This window comes from Pantoea sp. alder81 (genome assembly GCF_020179835.1).
Classification (GTDB): domain Bacteria; phylum Pseudomonadota; class Gammaproteobacteria; order Enterobacterales; family Enterobacteriaceae; genus Pantoea.
The window spans coordinates 1-1,700 of sequence record NZ_JAIUDA010000027.1; the positions used below are offsets into that span (position 1 = coordinate 1).

The 1,700-nt window shown below is 57.6% G+C and carries 2 protein-coding genes; both read right to left on the bottom strand.

Annotated elements, in window-relative coordinates; translation table 11 throughout:
* The coding region (gene accC, locus LBW88_RS26420) for an acetyl-CoA carboxylase biotin carboxylase subunit (protein WP_224935651.1) at positions 1-1,338 on the bottom strand (1,338 nt) is incomplete at its 3' end.
* Between the two features lie 11 nt (positions 1,339-1,349).
* On the bottom strand, positions 1,350-1,700 hold a 351-nt coding region (gene accB / locus LBW88_RS26425), incomplete at its 5' end, for an acetyl-CoA carboxylase biotin carboxyl carrier protein (protein ID WP_224935653.1).

Consider the following 1,700-nt stretch of genomic DNA (forward strand, 5'->3'; position numbering starts at 1 on the left):
CAGGCCGAGTTTTTTCTCCAGATAGTGGATGTTGGTGCCACCCTGCTGGAAGTTTTCGTCGGACATGATTTTCATCTGCAGCTCGACGTTGGTCTTGATGCCGTCGATGATCAGTTCCGCCAGCGCATTTTTCATGCGCGCGATAGCCACTTCACGGGTGTCACCGTAGGTGATCAGCTTGCCGATCATCGAGTCGTAGTACGGTGGCACGGTGTAGCCGGCATAGATGTGCGATTCCCAGCGCACGCCAAAACCGCCTGGCGCGTGGAAACGGGTGATTTTGCCCGGGCTCGGCAGGAAGGTGTTCGGGTCTTCGGCGTTGATACGGCACTCTACCGCATGACCGCGAACCATCACGTCTTCCTGTTTGATCGACAGCGGCTGACCGGCAGCAATGCGCAGCTGCTCTTTAATCAGATCCACGCCGGTAATCATCTCGGTCACCGGATGCTCCACCTGAATACGGGTGTTCATCTCGATGAAGTAGAACTCACCGTTTTCGTACAGGAACTCGAAAGTACCCGCACCGCGATAGCCGATATCGATACAGGCTTTCGCACAGCGCTCGCCGATAAAACGACGCAGTTCCGGCGTGATGCCTGGCGCGGGTGCTTCTTCAACGACTTTCTGGTGGCGACGCTGCATTGAGCAGTCACGTTCCGCCAGATAGATCGCGTTGCCCTGGCCGTCGGCCATCACCTGAATCTCGATGTGACGCGGGTTCTCGAGGAATTTCTCCATGTAGACCATGTCGTTGTTGAAAGCCGCTTTGGCTTCCGCTTTCGTCATGCCGATGGACTGCTCAAGATCCTTTTCATTGCGTACGACGCGCATACCGCGACCGCCGCCGCCGCCGGAGGCTTTGATGATCACCGGATAACCGATGCGCTTGGCGATGGCACGGTTTTTATCCATGTCTTCGGTCAGCGAGCCATCAGAACCTGGCACGGTCGGTACGCCGGTTTTCTTCATGGCGGTAATCGCAGACACTTTGTCGCCCATCAGGCGGATGGTGTCAGCTTTCGGGCCGATGAAGATAAAACCAGAGCGCTCAACCTGCTCGGCAAAATCGGCGTTCTCAGAGAGGAAGCCGTAGCCCGGGTGGATCGCCACGGCGCCGGTGATTTCGGCGGCGGAGATCAGGGCCGGGATGTTCAGGTAGCTTTTGACCGACTGCGCCGGGCCGATGCAGACGGTTTCGTCCGCCAGCAGCACGTGCTTCAGGTCGCGGTCCGCGGTGGAGTGAACGGCGACAGTCTTGATGCCCAGCTCTTTACAGGCACGCAGAATGCGCAGCGCGATCTCACCACGGTTAGCAATAACAATTTTATCCAGCATGCTTCGCCTCGTTATTCGATGACGACGAGCGGCTCGTCAAATTCAACCGGTTGGCCGCTTTCCACCAGGATCGCCTTCACAACGCCGGATTTGTCGGCTTCGATCTGGTTCATCATTTTCATCGCTTCAACGATGCACAGGGTGTCGCCGGCGTTCACTTTCTGGCCGACTTCGATAAAGGCTTTCGCGTCCGGGCTTGGGGTGCGATAGAAAGTTCCGACCATCGGAGAACGCACGATGTGGCCAGTGATTTCTGGCTTAGCCGCTTCAACCGGCGCCGCAGCAACAGGTGCGACCGCAGTCGCCAGGCCTGGCTGCTGCATCATTGGTGCAGCGTAAGCCTGCTGCATCATCGGGTAGCC